The organism is Acidobacteriota bacterium, assembly GCA_026393755.1.
GTDB lineage: Bacteria > Acidobacteriota > Vicinamibacteria > Vicinamibacterales > JAKQTR01 > JBAXOX01.
Window position 1 is genome coordinate 268,428 of record JAPKZO010000032.1, and the last position, 18,154, is coordinate 286,581.

Genomic DNA, 18,154 nt, shown 5'->3' on the forward strand with positions numbered 1-18,154 from the left:
GGATTCCGCCTACCGGTCGAGGATGCTCGCCTCGTCACTGTGGGGGCGGGCGAGAGATCCCCCCGGCGATCGCCGGATCAGCCAGGCGGTCCACATCACCCATCCCATCGACGCACACGCCACGCCGACCATTGTCCGAGACGACCAGGGCAGGTCCATGGACGGTGCCCTGTCGGCCAGCCACCGGCTGCCGCCGGCGAAGAATTGGAGGAGACTGCTCGCGCCGGATCCGTCGTTCCACAACAACTTCGGATGCTGCCAGACGACGATGTTGAGGAGCACTTGCAGCGCAACCAACGCACGTACGGTTATCGGGAGCCGTCCGAGGCGCGTAATCGCAAAGAATGCTGCCGTTGCCAGCAACGGCACGACCGGCACCAGAAACCGGGCGGCTGGAGACCAGCCACCTCGCCACCCATGGGGATTCAGCAGGGGCACGGCCATCGGACCGACGTACGCGGCCAACACGAAGATCAACTCGGCACACCACTCACGTGAGCGCTTCCAGAGGAACACCAGACCCGGCAGCGTGAGAAGGTAGATGGGCGCGTAGGCCAGAAGTCCGTGCTCCTGATCGAAGAGCCAGCCCAGGAGCCGCGCGGCTGTCTCAGCCGCCATCGCCGACGCGCCGCCGGTCCATTCCGCCCGGGCGTGCGGCGTCATGATCCACGTACCCCAGAACTCATAATTCACGAGCGTCCGAATGCCAATGAAGACCAGGGCCGCCGTCATGAACGACACGAGGGGCCCGGTTCTCGGCTGTGCGCGCCAGCACCGCCTCACGCCGAGAACAAGCAACGCGGCCACCAGCCCGACGTTGCGAACGTGGACGAGCAGAAGATATCCAGTCAGGCTCCCGGCGAGGAGAGCGCTTCTTGTCGTCGGCATCCTGTCACGAAGTGTCATCCAGATGACCAACGTCATCCACGCTGACACGATCTCGGTGAAGAACAGGAAGGAATGCGAAAGCAGCGGCGGGGAGAGCGTGAACAGAAGGGTCCAGCTGGCGGCACGTGCTGGCACCCCCGTCATATCGAAGAACACATCGTAGAGCCGCAGGCCGATCAACACGGTCACCGCGATCATGCCGAGGCTCAGAAGATGTCTCAGAATCACCGGCCCATTGAGGCGGGTGCGTTCGAGCAGGCCGTGCGGGGCGTGCCCAGCCAACCACTCCGCCAGCGGATAAGCCAGAGCGTAGTAGGGTGCAAACATCAGGGGCATGCCAATGTCGTGAACGGGACGGAGGCGACCGTTCGTGCCGACGATGGCATGGCGTTCGGGTTCCAGTTTGCCCCCGAACACCAGCACGCGCGGATCCCCGTAGTTATTCGTGAGATCGATGTCACGATCAAAGACGATGGAATGCATGATCATCGCGTAGTGCGGCTCGTCACCCGAACCCGCATACGTGCCGTGGGTGATGAGCCCCCACAGAACCAGCACGATGACCGCTACCGTGATGCGACGACCCAGGCGCGCGCGGGCTGGCCCATCGGCTGACATGCGCATCCTCCCTGTGGAACTATGGCGGTTCTGTCGTCAACGCGGGGTACAACACGAGTGGTTGCGACGACGACGCCCCAGATGGTCGGCATGAATACTATGGTCTGGCGTAGAATCCGCAGGTGCAGTTTGCCCCAGAAAGCGATCTAAGGATCTAGAATCTGAGGACCATGCATCGATATCATCACGGCCCATCGACACTTCCCCGCCCGACAGTGTACGCGACCCTGCTGATCGCCGCTCTGATGGCGGGCGTCGCCACCGCGCAGGCGCCGCCGGCTGATCAGGCTTATGCGCGCAGCATCGATCAATGGCGCGTTGCGCGAGAGGCGGCCCTCAAGACCGACGACGGGTGGCTGACGCTTGTCGGGTTGTTCTGGCTGCAGGAGGGCACCAACTGCGCGGGAGCCGACCCGGCGTGCCGAATCTCCCTGGCGGCGGGATCGGCGCCGGCCAGAATCGGGGATTTCGTCTACGCCTCAGGAACGGTCACGTTCAAGCCGGCGCCGCAGGTGGATGTCCGGATCAACGGCAAGCCTGCCGGCGTTCAGGTGCTCAGCGCGCAACCGGGGCGCTACGACACGGTCTCGATCGGCACCGTCACGATGTTCGTGATCACGCGCGGTCAGAGATGCGGCGTGCGTGTCCGGGATACCGACAGCCAGGCCCGCCGCGATTTTCGTCGCGTCCGGTGGTTCCCGATCGCACCGTCTTACCGGGTGACGGCCCGCTTCGTGGCTCATGCGGCGCCGACGTCAATCATGATTGTCAATGTGCTCGGCGACGTCGAACCCTGGCCGAGTCCGGGCTATGCGGAGTTCACGCTGGGCGGCCGCTCGTATCGACTGCACGCCGTGCTCGACGGCCCGAACGCCCAAGAATTGTTCTTCATCTTCCGCGACCTGACGACGGGCAAGGACACCTATCCCGGCGGGCGGTTCCTGTACGCCGATCTGCCATCGAACGGTCAGATGGTGTTGGACTTCAACAAAGCGCACAGCCCGCCCTGCGCCTTCACGCCGTACGCGACGTGCCCGCTTCCGCCCAAGGAGAACGCGCTGGCGGTCCGCATCGAAGCGGGCGAGTTGAATCCTCACCCGTCGCGCTGACATCATCTGCGTTTCCATTTGTATCTACGAATAGATATATATGGATACGAAGTAGTTGACAGGCGTCCCGATCGTCCGGTAAGCTCCTTCTTCTGATGGCAACACGGCTCGGTTTCCCTCGTCCGGCGATGATGGTCATGCGGATGCTGGTCATGCGAATGACCAGCGTCGGTGGGAGGATCGTGTCCGGCCTGTAGCGCAGCAGATTTGAAGCCAGAGGGACCACGAACACCCGCCGCACTGGGCAGCCAGTCGGCGGGTGTTCTCTATGTACAGCGGCATTGTCGCCGGGCAGCACGCCCGGCTTCTAACCCCGGAGGATTGCTCATGTCGACGTCACCCTCTTCGTTTGGCCCCGCCACACTGGCTCTGCACGGCGGCCAGTCTCCAGACAGCGCAGTCGGCGCCCGCGTCGTTCCGATCTATCAGACCTCGTCGTACGTCTTCGAATCGGCCGACCACGCGGCGGCGCTGTTCTCGATGCAGGCGAGCGGACACATCTACACGCGCATCGGCAACCCGACCACCGAGGTGCTCGAACGCCGGCTGGCGGATCTCGACGGCGGAGTCGGTGCCCTGGCGCTCGCGTCTGGGCAGGCGGCCGTCATCACGGTCGTGCTGGCGCTGGCCCGACCGGGCCAGAACATCGTGTCCTCGCGCTTCCTGTACGGCGGGACGTACAACATGTTCCACTACACGCTCGAACGCCTGGGCATCGAGACGCGCTTTGTCGATACGTCCGACCCGGCCAACGTCGCGCGCGCCATCGATGACCACACGCGGCTGGTCTACACCGAATCAATCGGCAACCCCACAAACAACGTGGACGACCTTGAGGCGATTGCCCGCGTGGCCCACGACGCCGGCGTGCCGTTTGTCGTCGACAACACCGTGTCACCGCACATCTTCAGGCCCATCGACCACGGCGCCGATATCGTCGTGTATTCGCTCACGAAGTTCATCGGGGGACACGGCAACTCCATCGGCGGCGCCATTGTGGATTCCGGCCGCTTCAACTGGGCCAACGGACGCTTCCCCGAATTCACCGAACCGGACCCGTCGTACCACGGGATCGTCTTCTGGGAACTGTTCGGCACCCACGAGCGCGCGGTCGCCCCTGGCGCGGCGTTCATCACGAAGGCGCGCGTGCAGTGGATTCGCGATCTCGGCGCGTGCCTCTCGCCATTCAATGCGTTTCTATTCCTGCAAGGCATCGAGACGCTCTCGTATCGGATGGCGGCGCACTGCGCCAACACGAGGCACGTCGCCGAGTGGCTGACGCGGCACCCGGATGTCGCGTGGGTGAACTACCCCGGTCTGGCCGGCCACCCCGACCACGCGCGCGCACAACGGTACTTCCCGTCGGGAGCTGGCGCGATCATCGGCGTCGGGATTCGCGGCGGATTTGAAGCCGCGAAACGCTTCATCGACAACCTGCACCTGTTCAGCCACGTGGCGAATATCGGCGACGCCAAGAGCCTGGTGATTCACCCGGCGTCAACGACGCACCAGCAGTTGTCGGCGGAGGAGCGCCTGGCCGTCGGAGTGCCGGATGATTTCGTCCGCCTGTCGATCGGCATCGAGGACGCCGCCGACCTGATCGCGGATCTGGACCAGGCCATTGCCGCGGCGGCGTCCGGGATAAGGGCTGCGTGATGGTAATCACGGGCGCCGGGGATGCGTCGCTGCTGGAACACGGCGCGTGGCGGCAGCGCGCTCGGAGTTGTCTGTGCGGGCGCCGCCGGCGAAGCGGGGACCATCTCAATGCGCGAGTCGTCTGGCGCGGACGAGCAGGGTCAATCCTCCATCGCCCGCGCCGCGCCGGTGGCCTTGCAACAGCGACGCCAATGCCCACAGCCCTCCGAGGGCCATGTACCCCGCCGGTCGCAGGATGCGGATCGCGCCGCTGAGATCGTCGAGCTTCCACGAGAGGCGGACCAGTCGGAGTTCAACGGGAGACGACAGGATGTACCGAGCTGTTTCGATCTCGAATCCTGTCCGCGTCAGCTTCTCTCGAACGTTGTCGATCGTATAGAACGTGCTGACGGCATAGCGCTTCCGGTGCCGCTCCCGTTCCGCCGCAGTAATCTCCCGATTCGACAAACTGTCCGCCGAGAACACGAAACGGCCCCCAGGCTTGAGCGACCGCGAGACATTCCTCATCACGCGCTCGTCGCAGCCCAGGTGTTCCATCACGCAGAGGCTGACAGCCTTGTCAAACGAGGATTCGGGATAGTCGATCGCCTCGGCATCCAGAAGAACAAATTCCGTCCGGTCACCAGAGTAGCAGCGCCGGGCGGTCGCCATCCTCGCCGCGTGGGCGTCAACTCCGACGACCGTCGCCCCCGACTTGGCGATTCGCCAGTCATAGGAGCCGTCTCCGCACCCGATGTCGAGAATCCGCTCCCCTGGCCTGGCGTCCAGCCACTCGATCACGGTGGCGCACTCCTCGACGCGCCGGAAATTCAGCCGGCTGAGCAGCGGGAGCAGACGACCGGTGAACGTCATCGACAACTCGTGCTCCTCGTCCCGTCATTGGCGTTATGGGCGCGGCAGCCGGCCGCGCGTGTCATTGGTGTCAGACACGAATGCGAAGACGATATCATTACCCGATGCCTGCCATCACGTTTGATCTCCCCGCATTTACACGCGACCAGGCCGTCGCCGCCTCCGAGCGGCTGTACGGAATCCCGGCCGCCGCCGAGCATCTTCCCAGCGAGCGCGACCAGAACTTCCTGCTGACGGCCAGGGACGGCCAGCGCTTCGTGCTCAAGGTCTCGAATGCCACGGAGGATTCCCGGACGCTGGACCTCCAGAACCAGGCGCTGGGCCATGTGGCGCAACATGCGCCCGACTTGACGCTGCCTCGCATTTGTCCCTCCCTGGCCGGGCGCCTGATCGAGACGCTCACCGACGATCGCGGAAGACCACACCAGGTCCGGTTGCTGACCTGGGTGGCCGGCACGATGCTTGCTAACGTCGCGCCGCATCTGCCGGATCTGCTGTGCAGCCTGGGCCGCTATCTGGGCCAGTTGGACGCGGCGCTGGAGTCGTTCGACCACCCGGCCGCGGATCGCGATCTCAAGTGGGATCCGCGGGGGGCGTCCTGGATCGGCGATCACATCGATCAGATCGTTGACCCCGCGCGACGCGAACTGGTGAGGCGAGTCACTGCGTGGGCCGACAACGAGATCGCGAGGCTGGCGGCGTCGCTTCGCGTGGGCGTGATCTACAACGACGCAAACGACCACAACGTGCTGGTGGCTGGCGCGGCTCCGTACGACTGCCGCGTGGTGTCGGTCGTCGATTTCGGCGACATGCTGCGCACGTGGACGGCGAATGAAGTGGCCGTCGCCTGCGCGTATGCCCTGCTCGACAAGCCGGATCCGCTCAAGACGTGCGCGTCGATTGTCGCCGGTTACCATGTCGCCAGGCGTTTGACAGAACCGGAGATCGACGCCATCTTCCCCTTGATCTGCAGCCGGCTCGCCGTGAGCGTCGTCAACTCGGCCATCCAGCAGCGCGCGAAACCCGGCAACCAGTACCTCGTCATCAGCGAGCGACCGGCGTGGGACGCGCTGGCGCGCCTGGCCACGGTCAACCCCTCTCTGGCACGCGCCACACTTCGGGCTGCGTGCGGACTTGAACCCTGCCCGACCGCGTCACGCGTGGTGTCGTGGCTGCGAGATTCCGCCTCGGCGGTTCGTCCGGTACTCGATCCGGATCCCCGGACCGCCACAACGGTGCGGTTCGATCTCGGCGTGGCCAGTGCGGAGGCCGGCGCGCCGACACTGTGGGCGGACGTCGATGCCTTCTCGCGGGAGTTGTTCGGCCGGATGGCCCGGTCCGGGTCCCCGATCGGGATTGGGCGATACGACGAAGTGCGCGCGATCTACTCGGACGACATGTTCAGCACGCCCGGCAACGACGGACCGGAGTGGCGCACGGTGCATCTCGGCGCCGACCTGTTCGTTCGGGCTGGCGCACGCGTCCTGGCCCCGCTCGATGGCCACGTCACGAGTGTGGCCGACAATGCCGGCAAGGGCGACTATGGGCCGACGGTGATCCTGGAACATCGCGCGGGAGCGGGTGGTGACGCCTTCTACACCTTGTATGGCCATCTGGCGCGCGAGTCGGTCAGATCGCTTCGTGAGGGCCAGGCGGTAGCGCGCGGCACGCAGATCGCGACCATTGGGACCTCGTCTGAGAACGGCGGGTGGTCGCCGCACCTGCACTTCCAGATCATCATGGACCTGCTGGGCTGCCACGGCGACTTCCCGGGAGTGGCACGGCCGTCCGAGCGACAGGTGTGGCTGAGCCTCAGTCCCGATCCCTACCTGATTCTGCAGATCCCCGGTGGCGTCACCGCCGTCCCGCGTCCGTCAGGCGCGGGCCTCCTCGCGGCGCGCCGCGAGCACGTCGGGCCGTCATTGAGCGTCTCTTACCGCCGGCCGCTCACCATCGTCCGGGGGTGGATGCAGCACCTGTACGACGCGGGTGGCCAGGCCTACCTGGACGCCGTCAACAATGTGCCGCATGTCGGCCATTGCCATCCGCATGTCGTCGAGGCCGGCCAGCGCCAGATGGCCGTGTTGAACACCAACACCCGGTACCTGCATGACGCCTTGACGCAGTACGCCGATCGGCTGTCGGCGATGCTGCCCGACCCGCTGCGCGTGTGCTTCTTCGTCAACTCCGGAAGCGAGGCCAACGAACTGGCGCTGCGGCTCGCCCGGGCGGTTACGGGCTCGCGCGAGACCGTGGTTGTCGATGCTGCATACCACGGCAACACGACGAGCCTGGTCGAGATCAGTCCCTACAAGTTCGACGGACCAGGGGGCAGCGGCGCCGCCCCGCACATCCACAAAGTGCCGACGCCGGATGTCTACCGGGGGCTGTACCGCGGTCCGGCGAGTCACGCCGGGGCATTGTACGCCTCGCACGTCGGCGACGCCGTCGACACGATCGTGAAACGGGGCGGTCGGCCTGGCGCCTTCATCGCCGAGTCGATCCTCAGTTGCGCCGGCCAGATCGTGCTGCCACCGGGATACCTCGCGGAGGCGTACCGCCACGTGCGCAACGAGGGCGGCGTGTGCATTGCTGACGAGGTCCAGGTCGGATTCGGACGAGTCGGCACCCATGTCTGGGCGTTCGAAACGCAGGGCGTCGTCCCCGACATCGTCACGCTAGGAAAACCCATCGGAAACGGGCATCCCCTTGGCGCCGTGATCACGACTCGCGAGATCGCCCGGGCATTCGCCAACGGCATGGAGTACTTCAACACGTTTGGCGGCAACCCGGTGTCCTGCGCGATTGGCATGGCCGTCATCGATGTCATCGAGCGCGAACACCTGCAGTCGCAGGCGCTGCAAGTCGGGACGCATCTGCTGTCTCGCCTGAAAGACCTCATGTCACGGCATCGAGCGATCGGCGATGTGCGCGGGCTTGGCCTCTTTGTCGGCGTCGAACTCGTACTCAACCGCGAGACGCTGTCTCCAGCGGGCGCCCTGGCCGGGATCGTCGCCAACCGGATGCGCGATCGAGGGGTCCTGGTCAGTACCGACGGCCCATTGCACAACGTTCTGAAGATCAAACCTCCGCTCGTGTTCACGATTCACGACGCCGACGTCCTGGTGGTGACGCTGGACCACGTCCTCGAAGAGACGGCGCGCAACGAGCCCGCAAAGTGAACTCCCCGCAATCTCGTTGAACCGGGCGACCGCGAAGTTCGTCTACGCTCAACAGGGACGCGTGTGTCTGCCGGAGGTGCCACTGTGAGGATGAGATCGTCTATCGGACTGTTTCTGGCATGCGCCAGCGTCTCGTTCCTGACGGGAACCGGTCACGCTCAACAGAAGCCCACGACCGTGACGCCGCTGAATGACCTCGACACCTTCATGGCGAAGGTGCTCGAGCGCCGGAACGACAACTGGCGCACCCTCCACGACTACATCCTCAGCGAGCGTGAACAATTCCTGATTGTCGGACCTGGCGGCATTCGCCTCGATGGTCTCGACCGGGAATTTCACTGGTTTGTGCAAGATGGATACCTCGTGCGAAGCCCGGTGAAGGCCAATGGCGTGGCGCTCGGCGAAACCGAGCGGCGGCAGTACGAGCAGAAGTGGATGGCCGACGAGAAGCAAAGGGAACAGCGACAGAAGGAGCGCGACGCGAAGAAGATTGTGACCGGCGTGGGAGACGTGGTTCGGCAGTCCGGCGAGCCGCGGTTCATCTCGGAGGCCTACTTCATGAAGTTCCCCTTCGAGCCGGGCAACTACTATCTTGTCGGACGCGGGACGCTGGAAGAGCGTGACGTCGTCATCGTCGAGTACTACCCGTCGCGGATGTTCAAGGACGACGAAGAAGAAAACGGCACGACCACGTCTGTGAACGCGACAGGCAATGCGCAGATGGCCTCGAAGGATCAGCGGACGAAGTCCAAGACAAGCAAGCCTTCGCCAAAGGAGCGCAACAAGGACGACGAGCTGGAGCAGGACATTCAGCGCAGCTTGAACAAGGTCTCGCGCGTCACCATGTGGATAGATTCGGAGGATCGCCAGATCGTGAAGTACGCGTTTGACAACGCCGACTTCGGGTTCCTGCCCGGCCGGGCGATCGTACGGGTGGACGAGGCACGGGCCTCGATGACGATGGGGAGGTACTTTGAGAACGTGTGGCTGCCGAAGCAGATCAGCTTTGGGGCTGGCGCGACATTGGCGACCGGGTCGTACCGTTTCACGTATGACCGATCGTTCTACGACTACCGCAAGGGCGAGGTGAGCGCGCGCATCAGGGCGTATGTCCCGAAGGACGACAAGTGATCCGGCGGTTCGGGGTGATGGCGCTTGGAATCGGCCTCGGGCTCATGCCCCCGGCCGCGTCGCGCGCATTGGCCCAGACGTCCGACATCGTGTCCGAGATTCGCATCCACGGAAACTACCGGACGCCGGACGCTGATGTGCTCGCACTGGCCGACGTCAAGGTCGGAGGGACCATTGATTCGACTGGCATCGAGGCGATCGCCGAACGCTTACGGAAATCCGGCCGGTTCGAGTCGGTTGAAGTTCGCAAGCGGCTGCGGTCGCTCACGGCCACCGATCAGGTGTCGCTCATCATCGTCGTCGAGGAGTATCCGTCGACGGACAAGGGCGGAGGCGTTCCCGGTCCACTCCGGCGGATTGGTGACAGCGTGATGCTGATGCCGGCGCTCGACTGGGCGGACGGCTACGGCCTGACGTACGGAGGCCGGATCAGTTTCGTGCAGGTGCTGGGCAAGCAGGGGCGGGTCACCGTGCCGCTCACCTGGGGCGGAACGCGCCAGGCGGCCGTCGAGCTGGATACGACGGTGGATGGCGGGCCGTTCAAGCGGCTCCGCGCTGGTGGGTCGCTGGTAAGCAGGAACAATCCCGGATTCGACGTTCGCGACTTCAGGAAGAGCGTATGGGCCGACGTGGTGACTCCGGCGTGGAAGGCGGTGAGCCTCGGGCTGCATGGCGCGTGGTCGGATGTGACATTCGGAGAAGAACGCGATCGGCTTGCGACGTACGGCGCGGGCGTGATTGTTGACACGCGCGACAACCCGGCGTTTCCGCGCAATGCCATCTACGCCAGCGCCTGGTGGAACCGTCTGAGCCCAAGGGCGGGCGCCGCGGTATATCGCTACCGCCTCGAGGCCCGCGGGTACCTCGGGTTGATCGGGTCGACGGTCCTCTCGGTACGGGCCGTGTCGGATACGGCAGATCGCGTTCTCCCGGACTACGAGAAGGCGTTGCTGGGCGGAATCGAGACGCTCCGAGGGTTCCGGGCGGGGTCGTTTGTCGGCGACAATCTGTCCGTCGCATCCGCGGAATTGCGAATCCCGCTTCACTCCCCGATGAGCGTCGGGCAAAGCGGATTGACCGTGTTTGCCGACGCCGGCGCGGTGTACGACCACGGGGTCCGGCTGTCCGACGCCAGGCGGCGCTACGGCGTGGGCGTCGGCTGGTTCGTTCGCGCGCCGCTCGTGCAGTTCGGCATCGACGTGGCGCACGGGTCCGGCGGCGGCACGCGCGCACACGTCACGGCCGGCCTGCGCTTCTGAACACCACACCACTGGTCTCCCCCCACGGTATCCGAGCCACCGGGTAGAATGGGCGCGGAGGCTCGGTGATGCGTCAACAACGGAACACCCTGGTGCCGGCTCTATTGATCCTGCTGGCCGTTGGCCTGGGGCACGGGCTGGCGTCAGCCCAGACCCCGCCTGTTCCGCCCGCGGCACAATCCGCACCTTCCCCGCCCGCGGCACAATCCGCGCCTCCGGCACCGGCAGTCGCTGATGATCCGCTCGGCCGCGAGACGCCAGATCTTGAGCGGCGTCTGCCAAAGTCGCTGACATCAGCCCAGATCGGCGAACTGCCGGCGTGGGTGCCCATTGCGCTCACTGTGCTGCTGGTGGCGCTGTACTACCTGATGCGCCTGGTGCTGGCGATCGCGGCGGTACTGGTCGATCTCGTAAGGCGCATCCGGCACCGCCCTGGCTCCACACGGCGGTCGGGGGCCTGGGCCACGCTGGTCAGGCCGTCGGCGTTTCTCCTGACGATCGGCCTGCATCGCCTCATCGCTCTGCGACTCGGCATCCCGCTGCTCTTTCGCTACTACTACGACCGGCTCGTCGTCGTGCTGCTGCTCCTCGGCCTGGTGTGGTGGCTGTGGCGCATGGTGGACTTTGTCGCCAATCGCATCCGCGATCGCCTCCTGACGACGTACCCGCGAACCGCCCAGTCGGCGTATGTACTGGGCCGACGCATTCTGAAGGGCGTCGCCTTTGCGTTTGCCCTGCTCATCGGGTTGGCGGCGTTCGGCGTTAACCTCAGCGCGACGCTTGCCGGCCTGGGCATTGGCGGACTTGCGATTGCCTTCGCGGCGCAGAAGACGCTCGAGAATGTGTTCGGCGGCATCTTCGTTTTGAGCGATCGCAGCCTGCTCGTCGGAGATTTCTGCCGGCTCGGGCAGCATGTCGGCGAGGTCGAAGACGTCGGACTGCGCACGACCAGCCTGCGCACGCCCGGCCGCACGCTGGTGCACGTGCCCAACGGCACACTCGCCACAATGGACCTCGAGAACTTCAGCCGGCGCGACAAGTTCCTGCTCAATCCGACCATCGCGCTGCACTACGAAACCAGCCGCGCCCAACTCGAACAGGTTCTGGCCAGCATCCGCCGGTTGCTCACCGATGATGCGCGCTTCGAAGCCGGAACGTCGCGAGTCCGATTGATCCGCTTCGGATCATCGTCGCTCGACATCGAGGTGTTTGCTTACATCGCAACCCGGGATTTCGCGGACTTCCTCGCGATTCAGGAAGAGATCCTGCTCGGCGTGATGGATGTCGTGCAGAAGGCCGGCACCGCGCTCGCCGTGCCGTCACAGACGATGTACGTGCGCCAGGAGACGGCCGAGACACCGGCCAGGCCGGTCGCGTTCGAGTAGGATGAGTTCATGCTGCTCGCCGAAGTATTGACCGACGCGGTGGTGCTGGCGCCGCTCACCAAGGGAGGCAACCTTCCGTACCGCCGATTGTGCGTGTCGCTGGGCGCTCGCGTCACGATGAGCGAGATGACCGTAGCGCGGCGTCTCAAACAGCGGCGCCGGGGCGAGTACGCGCTGATTCGGCGTGCACCTGAGGAGACGTTCTTTGGCGTGCAGTTGGCTGGCACCAATCCTGAGGAAATGGGCTGGGCCGCCGCGCTGGTCGAATCGCGCGGGGCGGATCTGGTCGATCTCAATGTCGGGTGCCCCATCGACTACTTCACCAGCAAGGGTCTCGGTGCCGCGTTGTCGCGACAGCCGGCCCGGATCGGCCGCATCGTCGAAGCAATGAAGCGCTCGGTCGAGCACGTCCCTATCACCGTCAAGATCCGGCTCGGGTGGAATGAGAAGTCCCGCAATCACGTCGAACAGGCGCGGGCGGCCGTCGAGGGAGGCGCGGATGCGATCGTCGTGCACGGGCGGACCAGGGATGCCCGGTATCGATCCGCGGCCGACTGGGATGCCGTCGGCGAAGTGGTTGCGGCCGTGCAAGTGCCGGTCGTGGGCAACGGCGACATCCTGTTTCCCTACGAGATTGCCGGGGCCCGTTCGCGTTCCGGGTGCGCGGGTGTGATGGTGGGTCGGGGCGCGCTCATCAAGCCGTGGATCTTCCGGGAGGCCGCCGAAGGCTATCGCGATATCACGGCTGACAAGCGCCTGGCCATCTACGGCCGATATGTCGATTTCGCCCTCGAACACTGGGGGGGCGACGAACACGGCCGCGCGCGCGTCGCTGACTTTACGCGGTGGCACTTCGGGTTCTGGTGCCGGTACGTGCCGCAGCGGGCTGACGGGTCGTTTCCGACGATGCAGGGCCGGGACCCGCGGGATTTCGGCCGGACACCACTCGAGGCCCTGCTCGCTCGCGGCGACGCCGCGGCACACGCGTGGCTGGCCGACCGGCTGGTCGCGCACGAAACGGTAGACCCGGATGCGGCACCGCCACCGACCGAAGAGGTTGAGAGCGACGAATCCCAGGTTGCCGGATAGCCGCTCCCAACGGGCGCAATGAATTGCGCCCCTACGACACGTCGAGGATGTATCTTTCGTCGGGAAGGCATTGGAAGCCATTATGAAGACACTGGTGTTGTTGAGGCACGGCGAAAGCACGTGGAACAAGGAAAACCGGTTCACCGGCTGGACCGACGTCGAATTGAGCGAGAAGGGCGTGCAGGAGGCTATCGAGGCCGGCCGGATCTTGAACGACGGCGGCTACGCATTTGATGTGGCCTATACATCGGTGCTCAAGCGCGCCATCAAGACGTTGTGGCTCGCGCTCGAGCAGATGGATCTGATGTGGATTCCCGTGCACAACTCATGGCGGCTGAACGAGCGTCACTACGGAGCCCTGCAGGGCCTGAACAAGGCCGAGACGGCGGCCAGGCACGGGATGGAGCAGACACAGATCTGGCGGCGGAGCTACGCGGTGCCGCCGCCGCCGCTGGCGCCTGACGATCCGCGTCATCCGGGCCGCGATCCGCGGTACGCCTCGCTCCGGCCGGAAGAACTCCCGCTCACTGAGTGTCTCAAGGACACCGTGGCGCGCTTTCTGCCGATCTGGCACGAGACCATCGCGCCAGCCGTGCAGAGCGGCCAGCGCGTGCTGATAGCGGCGCACGGCAACAGCCTTCGCGCGCTGGTGAAGTACCTGGACAGCATCCCTGATGACGCGATTGTCGGTCTCAATATCCCGACCGGAATCCCGCTCGTCTACGAACTCACCGACGATCTGCACCCTATTCGCCACTACTACCTGGGCGATCCCGAGGCCATTGCCAGGGCGAGCCAGGCAGTCGCGAATCAGTTGAAGGGTGGCGCGCAGTAGGATCGCCGTCACAGAACGCTGGGGGCAGCCATGGCCAGCATTGACCCCGAGATCGCCCGCCGGATCGAAGAGGTGTTCGCGGCACAGCGCGCGCGGGCGCTCGAACTGCGCGGCTCCACGGCGCAGCAGCGAATCGAGAAGCTCAGAAGGCTCATCTCCGCAGTCGAGACTCACCGAGAGAATATATGTGCGGCCGCGGCCGCCGATTTCAGCAAGCCCCGGCCCGAGGTGGATCTCACCGAACTGCTGCCCGTCATCGCCGAGGCCAGGCATGCCATTCGGCACCTCAAGGGATGGATGCGGCCGCACCGCGTTTGGCCGACGCTGGCGATGATGGGAACGTCTGCGGAAATCCGGTACGAACCCATAGGCGTCACGCTCATCATCGTGCCGTGGAACTACCCGTTCAATCTGGCGTTCTGTCCCCTCGTGTCGGCGATCGCCGCTGGCAACACCGCCATCATCAAGCCGTCCGAAATGACGCCCCATTGTTCCGCGCTCACTCGCCGGCTGATCGAGGAGACATTCGATCGCTCGGAGGTCGCGGTGTTCGAGGGAGATGCGGCGGTGGCGACGGCGCTGCTGGACTGCCCGTTCGATCACGTCTTCTTCACCGGCAGTCCTCAGGTGGGCCGTCTCGTGATGGCGGCTGCGGCAAAGCACCTGTCGTCGATCACGCTCGAGCTCGGCGGCAAGAGCCCGACCATTGTTGACGCCACCGCCGATTTGAAGCACGCCGCACGCGCGATTGTGGGGGGCAAGTTTGCCAACAGCGGCCAGACCTGCATCGCGCCCGACTACATTCTGGTCCAGGCCACCGTGAAGGATGCCCTGGTCGCCGAGATCATCGGCAGCATCGAGCATGCGTACGGAGCGGGCCCCGACCGGCAACGCGCGACTCCTGACTACTGCCGGATCGTGAACGAGAGGCACTACCAGCGGGTGCGCGGGTTGTTTGACGACGCGGTCGCACGAGGGGCACGCGTCGTCTACGGCGGGGTGCTCTCGGGAGACGACCGGTTCGTCAGTCCCACGCTGGTCTCGGATGTCCCGCCGGACAGCCGGATCATGGAAGAGGAGATCTTCGGCCCCCTCCTGCCCATGGTCAGCTTCACCGACATCGGTGAGGCCATCGCGCTGGTCAACAGCAAGCCCAAACCCCTGTCGTTGTACGTGTTCAGCCGCAGCCAGCCGAACATCGATCGCGTGCTGACCGAGACGTCGGCCGGCGACACGTGCATCAATCACACCGTGATCCACTTCCTGCACTTGAACCTGCCCTTTGGCGGCGTCAACAACAGCGGCATCGGCAAGAGCCACGGCGTCTTCGGGTTCACAGCGTTCTCGCACGCGCGATCGGTGCTGCGCGACAGGTGTAGCATCGTGCACTGGATGTTTCCGCCGTACACCGCGCGTGTGCGCAAGCTGATTGCGTTAACGCTGAAGTGGTTTACCTAGAAATGACCGCCGGGTCCCGACGAGGCGGGAAATGGTCGTCGGCCAACTGTCGTCCCGCACAGAGCCCCCGTTGCCGGTGATGGCCGCGACGGCCGGCGACGGACTGTCCTTGACGGCCGGCGCTATTCGCGCGACACTTGGATCTGGCAGGACGCCTAGGGGTGGCCTAACGATACGGCCTGAGATCACACCCTCGAACCTGAACCGGGTAGTACCGGCGTAGGGAAGGCGATCGGGAGCCTGGGCTCCCCATCGATTCGAGAACTCCCCAAAGCATCCATTTCACTCGTTCAGCATGAGATTCGTGCCTGACGAGAGAAGGGGTGACCATGAAGACATGTCGATCATCGTTCAGAGCGCGCGCCGGGGTCGCGCTGCTATTCGCGATTGCCGCGAGCCTCGCCGGAGTGGCGGCAGCGCAGGAGTCCACCATCACGATTCACGGAACAGTCCGTACGGCTGCCGGCTCTCCGCTTGCCGCGGCGGTCGTGTCAGCGGAGAACGGAGCCAAGACGACGACCGACGAGGCGGGCCGGTTCGCCCTGACTCTGGCGCGCGGACGGCACGATCTGCGCGTGACGCATCCGACGTATGTGCCGGCCAGAAAGACCCTCAATGTCGAAGGGCGACTCGACAACGTCGACCTGGTCCTCGAGCCGCTGGCCCGGTTCACGGAGAACGTCGTGGTCGCGGCCGTGCGGGCGGACGCCGAAGCGCCAATCACCAAGCGCGATCTCGATCGGCAAGAAATCGAATCGCTGAACTCGGGGCAGGAAATGCCGTACCTGTTGAAGCAGGTGCCCTCGCTCACGCAGTACTCCGACGCCGGCTCCCCAACCGGCTACTCGTACCTCTACCTGCGTGGGATCCCCCAGACACGGATGAACATCACGTTTGATGGCGCCCCGCTCAGTGAGCCCGAGGACTCGGCGTTCTACTTCTCCAACTTCGGCGATTTCGCAAACGCTGTTCAGAGCATCCAGGTGCAGCGGGGGGTCGGCACGTCCACGGTCGGCACGGCCTCGTTTGTCGGATCCATCAACTTTGCCAGCATCGACCTCAAGGATAAACCCGAGGCCGACATCCGAATGAGCAGCGGTTCGTTCGGCACCAACCACGTGAGTGCGGCCGGGCAATCCGGCAGGCTGGGTGGAGGGTTCAAGCTCTATGGCCAGGCGGCCTACCAGGACTCGAACGGCTTCCGTGAGCATTCCGGCGTGAACCAGCAAAGCGTGTACGCAGGGGCCACGCGCGATTCGGACGCGTCCTTCTTCAAGGTTTTCGGTTTTCTTGGGCACGAGCGCACCAACCTGGCGTTTCTCGCGGCTGACGAAGACACACTGAAGCAGGATCGACGCGTCAACCCGCTGGGCCCGGATGAGCGCGACGATTTCGTGCAAGGTTTTGTGAACGCTCAATACCATCGCGCGCTTGGCCCGTCGGCGGAACTGTCGATCCAGGGGTACTACAACGGAGCAGGTGGCTGGTATCGCCTCCGTGATGCGTCGATCGGGCTATTGCAGTACGGGCTCGACTGGCGCAATCTCGGCGCGATGGCGACGTTCCACGCGACGCGCAATGGGCTCGACTTCAGCTGGGGCGCCCATGTCAGTACCTTCGAGAGCCAACACAACCGCGACATCGTCGGTGGCCTGCACGAATACACCAACCACGGCTTCAAGAACGAGATCAACAGTTTCGCCAAGGTGATCTCCACGAAAGGGCGCTGGCATCACTACGCCGATCTCCAGGTTCGGTGGGCCCGCTTCCGCTACGACGGCGTTGCTCCGCTGGGCTCGGTCGGCTGGACGTTCTTCAATCCCAAAATCGGCACACGTGTCGACCTCGGACACGGCGCAAGCCTCTACGGATCGGTGGGCCGGGCGGGCCGGGAACCTGGCAGAAGCGACATGCTGCAAGGCGAGGATAACGCCAGCGTGCCTTACGATCTCAGGGCCGTTTTGCCGGAACGGGTCGTCAACGTCGAGTCGGGCGTCGGCTTCTCGCGTCCCGGCTTCACCGCACAGATCAACGCCTACTTCATGGAGTTCAGGCACGAGATCGCGCAAACAGGCGAACTGTCCGAGATCGGATTGCCGCTGCGCCGCAACGTGGACCGCAGCTTCAGACGCGGCGTCGAGATCGACCTGACATGGCGGCCGTGGTCGTCGCTCCGGCTGCGTCACACGGCCACCTACAGCTACAACCGTATCCGGACCTGGACGCAGTTCTACGACATCTACGACACGGCTGGCACGTGGCTGACGACCACCAGCCTCGCGCACACCAACGTCACACCGCTGCTGACGCCATCGGTGCTGGCGAGTGCGTCGGCTGACTATTCGCCCGCATCGTGGCTCACCGTGAGCGGGGCGGGGCGCTATGTCGGTCAGTCGCACCTCGACAACACCGGGAACCCGGCATTCGTCGCAAAGGGGTTCTTCGGCCTCGACGCCGTGGCGTCGATCAATCTCGCGCGGGTTCTAGGCTTCGCGGCTCGAACTGCGCCACGACTGCGGATCCAGATGGACAATGTCCTCGACAACCGGAACATGCTTCCGAGTGGATACAGCTACTTGTTCTTCACCGAGGGCGCCGCCGGGCGGCTGGAGCCTGGCGGCACCAGGTACTACTACCCGCTTGCCACCCGGAGCATCATGGTGATGCTCGACTTGAAGTTGTGAAGACACCC

Annotated in this window: 12 protein-coding genes and 1 riboswitch; of the genes, 10 read left to right on the plus strand and 2 right to left on the minus strand. The window is 64.8% G+C overall.

The window, feature by feature from the left end; translation table 11 throughout:
* Positions 1-9: 9 nt before the first annotated feature.
* Positions 10-1,506 (minus strand): hypothetical protein, encoded by a 1,497-nt coding sequence (locus tag NTV05_14845; GenBank protein ID MCX6545676.1) that lies wholly within the window; start codon positions 1,504-1,506, stop codon positions 10-12.
* Between the two features lie 170 nt (positions 1,507-1,676).
* Between NTV05_14845 and NTV05_14850 the strand changes: the two genes are divergently transcribed.
* Entirely contained in the window at positions 1,677-2,615 is a 939-nt protein-coding gene (locus NTV05_14850) for a DUF1684 domain-containing protein (GenBank protein ID MCX6545677.1), read from the plus strand.
* A gap of 327 nt (positions 2,616-2,942) precedes the next feature.
* Entirely contained in the window at positions 2,943-4,271 is a 1,329-nt protein-coding gene (locus NTV05_14855) for an O-acetylhomoserine aminocarboxypropyltransferase/cysteine synthase (protein MCX6545678.1), read from the plus strand.
* Between the two features lie 105 nt (positions 4,272-4,376).
* On the opposite strand, the gene NTV05_14860 is transcribed toward NTV05_14855, so the two are convergent.
* The gene (locus NTV05_14860; GenBank protein MCX6545679.1) at positions 4,377-5,123 is read right to left on the minus strand and encodes a class I SAM-dependent methyltransferase; all 747 of its coding nucleotides are present in this window, start codon (positions 5,121-5,123) and stop codon (positions 4,377-4,379) included.
* An 80-nt stretch (positions 5,124-5,203) separates the two neighbouring features.
* Between NTV05_14860 and NTV05_14865 the strand changes: the two genes are divergently transcribed.
* The 8 genes from NTV05_14865 to NTV05_14900 all read left to right on the plus strand — a co-directional run bounded on the left by NTV05_14865 (position 5,204) and on the right by NTV05_14900 (position 18,146).
* On the plus strand, positions 5,204-8,305 hold the full coding sequence (locus NTV05_14865; protein ID MCX6545680.1) for an aminotransferase class III-fold pyridoxal phosphate-dependent enzyme: 3,102 nt from the start codon (positions 5,204-5,206) through the stop codon (positions 8,303-8,305).
* Between the two features lie 90 nt (positions 8,306-8,395).
* Entirely contained in the window at positions 8,396-9,436 is a 1,041-nt protein-coding gene (locus NTV05_14870; GenBank protein MCX6545681.1) for a hypothetical protein, read from the plus strand.
* On the plus strand, positions 9,433-10,695 hold the full coding sequence (locus NTV05_14875) for an FtsQ-type POTRA domain-containing protein (protein MCX6545682.1): 1,263 nt from the start codon (positions 9,433-9,435) through the stop codon (positions 10,693-10,695). Before NTV05_14870 ends, NTV05_14875 begins: the two co-directional genes overlap by 4 nt.
* Before the next feature lie 68 nt (positions 10,696-10,763).
* Positions 10,764-12,080 carry a mechanosensitive ion channel family protein gene (locus NTV05_14880; GenBank protein MCX6545683.1) on the plus strand — a complete coding sequence of 439 codons (1,317 nt, stop codon included), beginning with the start codon at positions 10,764-10,766 and terminating at the stop codon, positions 12,078-12,080.
* A 9-nt stretch (positions 12,081-12,089) separates the two neighbouring features.
* The gene (locus tag NTV05_14885) at positions 12,090-13,169 is read left to right on the plus strand and encodes a tRNA-dihydrouridine synthase family protein (GenBank protein MCX6545684.1); all 1,080 of its coding nucleotides are present in this window, start codon (positions 12,090-12,092) and stop codon (positions 13,167-13,169) included.
* Positions 13,170-13,251: 82 nt separating this feature from the next.
* Positions 13,252-14,004 carry a 2,3-diphosphoglycerate-dependent phosphoglycerate mutase gene (gene gpmA / locus NTV05_14890; protein ID MCX6545685.1) on the plus strand — a complete coding sequence of 251 codons (753 nt, stop codon included), beginning with the start codon at positions 13,252-13,254 and terminating at the stop codon, positions 14,002-14,004.
* A gap of 30 nt (positions 14,005-14,034) precedes the next feature.
* Positions 14,035-15,462, plus strand: a complete 1,428-nt coding sequence (locus NTV05_14895) for an aldehyde dehydrogenase family protein (GenBank protein ID MCX6545686.1) — start codon at positions 14,035-14,037, stop codon at positions 15,460-15,462.
* A 147-nt stretch (positions 15,463-15,609) separates the two neighbouring features.
* Positions 15,610-15,705, plus strand: a riboswitch (TPP riboswitch).
* A gap of 86 nt (positions 15,706-15,791) precedes the next feature.
* Positions 15,792-18,146, plus strand: a complete 2,355-nt coding sequence (locus NTV05_14900) for a TonB-dependent receptor (protein ID MCX6545687.1) — start codon at positions 15,792-15,794, stop codon at positions 18,144-18,146.
* Positions 18,147-18,154: the final 8 nt, after the last annotated feature.

What these genes read in the sequence shown, in the direction of transcription:
- NTV05_14845 (MCX6545676.1), bottom strand. Translation starts at nt 1,506, where the DNA reads ATGTCAGCCGATGGGCCAGCCCGCGCGCGCCTGGGTCGTCGCATCACG.
- NTV05_14850 (MCX6545677.1), top strand. Translation starts at nt 1,677, where the DNA reads ATGCATCGATATCATCACGGCCCATCGACACTTCCCCGCCCGACAGTG.
- NTV05_14855 (MCX6545678.1), top strand. Translation starts at nt 2,943, where the DNA reads ATGTCGACGTCACCCTCTTCGTTTGGCCCCGCCACACTGGCTCTGCAC.
- NTV05_14860 (MCX6545679.1), bottom strand. Translation starts at nt 5,123, where the DNA reads ATGACGTTCACCGGTCGTCTGCTCCCGCTGCTCAGCCGGCTGAATTTC.
- NTV05_14865 (MCX6545680.1), top strand. Translation starts at nt 5,204, where the DNA reads ATGCGAAGACGATATCATTACCCGATGCCTGCCATCACGTTTGATCTC.
- NTV05_14870 (MCX6545681.1), top strand. Translation starts at nt 8,396, where the DNA reads ATGAGATCGTCTATCGGACTGTTTCTGGCATGCGCCAGCGTCTCGTTC.
- NTV05_14880 (MCX6545683.1), top strand. Translation starts at nt 10,764, where the DNA reads ATGCGTCAACAACGGAACACCCTGGTGCCGGCTCTATTGATCCTGCTG.
- NTV05_14885 (MCX6545684.1), top strand. Translation starts at nt 12,090, where the DNA reads ATGCTGCTCGCCGAAGTATTGACCGACGCGGTGGTGCTGGCGCCGCTC.
- gpmA (MCX6545685.1), top strand. Translation starts at nt 13,252, where the DNA reads ATGAAGACACTGGTGTTGTTGAGGCACGGCGAAAGCACGTGGAACAAG.
- NTV05_14895 (MCX6545686.1), top strand. Translation starts at nt 14,035, where the DNA reads ATGGCCAGCATTGACCCCGAGATCGCCCGCCGGATCGAAGAGGTGTTC.
- NTV05_14900 (MCX6545687.1), top strand. Translation starts at nt 15,792, where the DNA reads ATGAAGACATGTCGATCATCGTTCAGAGCGCGCGCCGGGGTCGCGCTG.